General features: G+C 43.3%; 4 protein-coding genes and 1 riboswitch. All 4 genes read right to left on the bottom strand.

Going from position 1 to position 3,667, the window contains the following annotated elements:
- Positions 1–203: 203 nt before the first annotated feature.
- Positions 204–380: riboswitch (cobalamin riboswitch) on the bottom strand.
- A 121-nt stretch (positions 381–501) separates the two neighbouring features.
- On the bottom strand, positions 502–702 hold the full coding sequence (locus Q0Y54_RS12250) for a hypothetical protein (protein WP_297968485.1): 201 nt from the start codon (positions 700–702) through the stop codon (positions 502–504).
- A 69-nt stretch (positions 703–771) separates the two neighbouring features.
- A complete protein-coding gene (locus Q0Y54_RS12255; protein WP_297968487.1) occupies positions 772–1,425 on the bottom strand; it encodes a DUF5105 domain-containing protein in 654 nt (217 codons plus the stop codon).
- Between the two features lie 222 nt (positions 1,426–1,647).
- Complete coding sequence (locus tag Q0Y54_RS12260; RefSeq protein WP_297968490.1) at positions 1,648–2,454, bottom strand: ion transporter; 807 nt, start codon at positions 2,452–2,454, stop codon at positions 1,648–1,650.
- Between the two features lie 199 nt (positions 2,455–2,653).
- Positions 2,654–3,667: phosphoenolpyruvate carboxykinase (ATP) (locus Q0Y54_RS12265; RefSeq protein WP_297968494.1), on the bottom strand; the 1,014-nt coding region annotated here is incomplete at its 5' end.

Here is a 3,667-nt window from a genome sequence, read left to right on the forward strand (position 1 = left end):
CCTTACACGAACACTAAGTTCCCACTGTGCCGTAGGCTTGTGCTCACTAAGTGTTCGTTGTAAAAATCCAGACCGTTTCTAACACTATTAAGAAAAAAGACCACAAAAATAAAAAAACTTTTCATCCAATATGGAAGAAAAGCATCATAAAAAACCTTTTAAAAAAGGCACTATATAATCCCTTCCCATCGCTCGTAGGAAAAAACGGTGATTGTTAAACAGGCAGTTCTCCTGACTTGAGTCATCGCTCTGCTATACGCCTTCCCAGATTGCTCCAGTGACCAAAACTATAGCTTTGCTCCTCTTACAGTGGCGGGACCGTGCTGGACTTTACCAGCTTCTCTATTAAGCCTTGCGGCACCTGTTCCATAACAATATTCAATTATTCAACACACATTAGTATACACGTTATTATATAATTGTCAAATCTTTTAAATAAAAAAAGGCGCGACTAATGCACGCCTTTAGTTTTATTTTTAGACTGAAGAATAGTATTGTCTATTACTCTACTACCCAAACATCGCCGTCTTCGTCCACGAGAACGTCGCCGGACTCTACAGGCTCATCAACGTAAAGAGTAACCTCTTCGTCCATCAGATTGTAGCTGGAAGTAGTAACATTGCTGCTCAGGGAAGCTGCACCTGCAACCTGAGTGCCTAAAGCGAATACCATTGCTGCCAATACCATACCTAACTTCTTCATAAAAATAATCTCCTCTCAACTTTTACACTGTTATATCATCACTAAATACCATGACAGTTAATAACTGAATTATAAACCGTTTACAAACTTCTTCAGGCCCTCAACATCTACTGGAGCCCAAGAAGTCTTGCCATCGTCCCCCTTGACGATTTCGCACTTGCACTCATAGGTCTGACCCATCTTCAATGGGAACTCGTTGATATAGTTATCAATGCATTCCATTGTAGCCTTCTGGAAGCCAGGATCCTGCTTAAACTGCTCTACAGTATAACCGTTGGCCTGCAAAGCCCCCAATACAACACCAAGAGCGAGAATATCCTCATTCGTTTCGGCTAACTTCGCAGCACCTGCCTGGTCAAGAACGTTGGCAGTAACCTCAACTACAGGATGCTCAGCATCATCTGTCTTAATCTTGGTCTTAATCTGCATAGCTGCCTTCATCTTGGTGATATATGCAGCAGTTACATTTTGAGCATTTTCATCACTAAGTGGGAACTGGGAAAAAGACTTAAGCAAATCGCCAATTATCGCCTCCTGAATTTCCTGTTCCTGAGCCTTGGTCATGCCGGTGGCTGCAATATTATCAGATACGCCGTAAGCTGTAATCTCAGCATATCCCAGTACAGCCTTGTCAGCACTGTCCTTTGGCTTATCAGCACCGCAACCAGCCATAGCGAAAATGGCAATCAATGCCACTAACCCTAATAGCAACTTTCTCATCATTTTAGTATATCCCCCCTAAACCTGATCATAATTCACTATCATGGTACCATCATCTTCAGGAGAAAATTCTTACAATTTCAACTACTTTAGACAAAAAAGCTTATAAAAATCTTTTACAAGCCTAAAATCGGTCACAAGGCCCGATTTTTTATCTGAATATTAATAGGTAAAATCCACAAAAGTAAGACTGATTTTTAAGCTTTGGCTTACTAAGATGTAATTTTATTTCGATACAGCACTGCGCTGTTTAAGAAGCTCATCAATCTGTTCAAGGTGCTGACGTATTTCCATTTCAATCTTGTCATCATCGATTACAGCAGCTTCCCTATCCTTGGCTGCCTGTGGAAGACCAAGCTCCCCACCGATTACGACAGCTTCTACAACAATACCCACCATAACATTAAGCAAGGTAATGGAGGTCAGGAGAATAAATATAAGGAAATATATCCAGGCATATTCATAAACCTCCATAATCGGTCTGGCCACCGCCGTAGCCCATGACTCAAAGGTCATAACCTGAAACAGGGTAAACATGGAGCCGCCGATATCACCGAACAATTCCGGAAATGTACCTCCATACAGGGTACTGCCAAATACGGCAAAAATGTAAAAAATTATAAACAGAAGGACAAGGGCCCAGGACATGCTTGGAATGGCCTTAAGCATGGCCGAAACCAGTATCTGAAGCTCAGGAAATTCCGCCAGAGCCTTTAACAATCTAAATATACGAAAGGCCCGAATTATAGAAACACTGGAAGAAATAAATATGATTGAGCTGGCCACAACCACAAAATCAAAGATATTCCAGGCATCAGAACAGAAATTTCTCCTATACACAAGGAGCTTCACCACCAGCTCTATGACAAATATCACCAGACAGACCTTGTCAATGGCCTCATAAAATGATACCTGGTCCGGTGACAATGTCCTGTCCGTTAACAAGCCCAATACCAAAGCATTTAAAATAATAACGAAGGTGATAATTTTCTGGGTATGCTTCCACTCCAATATTTTTTCCAATAGTTCCATAATATATAATCCCTCATTTCAATAAATATACTGCCATCACTAATTTTAGAAAATTTTATTTTATAAATCAACCAAAAGAAAAAATAAATATATCAGCTTGGGAGGATAATAAGTCAAAACATTCTAAAATCAAAAAAAGAGAGCCCCTGAAAGGGACTCTCCCAATTTTAATTTCGCAGAACCTTGCAAGGGGCAAATATTACAGCTGAGGACCAGCAGCAACAAGAGCCTTGCCGGCAGCGTTGCCGGTGTACTTGCCAAAGTTCTTAATGAAGCGGCCAGCCAAATCCTTGGCCTTGGTCTCCCACTGGGAAGCATCTGCATAGGTGTCACGAGGATCCAAAATCTTAGGATCAACACCTGGCAGCTCAGTAGGTACCTCAAGATTAAACATAGGAATCTTCTTGGTAGGAGCGGTCTTAATGTCACCGTTCAGGATAGCGTCGATGATACCACGGGTATCCTTAATGGAGATACGCTTGCCGGTACCGTTCCAGCCGGTGTTTACGAGATAAGCCTTTGCATCGTTGGCAGTCATCTTCTTAACCAGCTCCTCACCGTACTTGGTAGGATGCAGCTCCAGGAAGGCCTGGCCGAAGCAAGCGGAGAAGGTAGGAGTTGGCTCAGTGATGCCGCGCTCGGTACCTGCCAGCTTAGCAGTGAAACCAGAGAGGAAGTAGTACTGAGTCTGCTCTGGAGTCAGGATGGAAACTGGAGGCAGAACGCCAAATGCATCAGCGGAAAGGAAGATTACGTTCTTGGCTGCAGGAGCGGAGGAACCTTCCTTGATGTTCTTGATATGGTTAATAGGATAAGATACACGAGTGTTCTCGGTAACGCTCTTGTCAGCGAAGTCAATCTTGCCGTTGGCATCAACAGTTACATTCTCGAGAAGAGCATTTCTCTTGATTGCATTGTAGATATCAGGCTCAGAATCCTTATCAAGGTTGATAACCTTGGCATAGCAGCCACCCTCGAAGTTGAATACGCCGTTGTCGTCCCAACCATGCTCGTCATCACCGATAAGCTTACGCTTAGGATCAGTGGACAGGGTGGTCTTGCCGGTACCGGAGAGGCCAAAGAAGATGGCAGTGTTCTCGCCGTTCATGTCGCAGTTGGCGGAACAATGCATGGAGGCGATGCCCTTCAGAGGGAGGAAGTAGTTCATCATGGAGAACATACCCTTCTTCATCTCGCCGCCGTACCAGGTATT

Source organism: uncultured Anaerovibrio sp. (assembly GCF_947302755.1).
GTDB lineage: Bacteria > Bacillota > Negativicutes > Selenomonadales > Selenomonadaceae > Anaerovibrio.

Excerpts from the sequence above, each read along its gene's own strand:
- Q0Y54_RS12255 (WP_297968487.1), bottom strand. The coding sequence starts at position 1,425 with ATGATGAGAAAGTTGCTATTAGGGTTAGTGGCATTGATTGCCATTTTC.
- Q0Y54_RS12250 (WP_297968485.1), bottom strand. The coding sequence starts at position 702 with ATGAAGAAGTTAGGTATGGTATTGGCAGCAATGGTATTCGCTTTAGGC.
- Q0Y54_RS12260 (WP_297968490.1), bottom strand. The coding sequence starts at position 2,454 with ATGGAACTATTGGAAAAAATATTGGAGTGGAAGCATACCCAGAAAATT.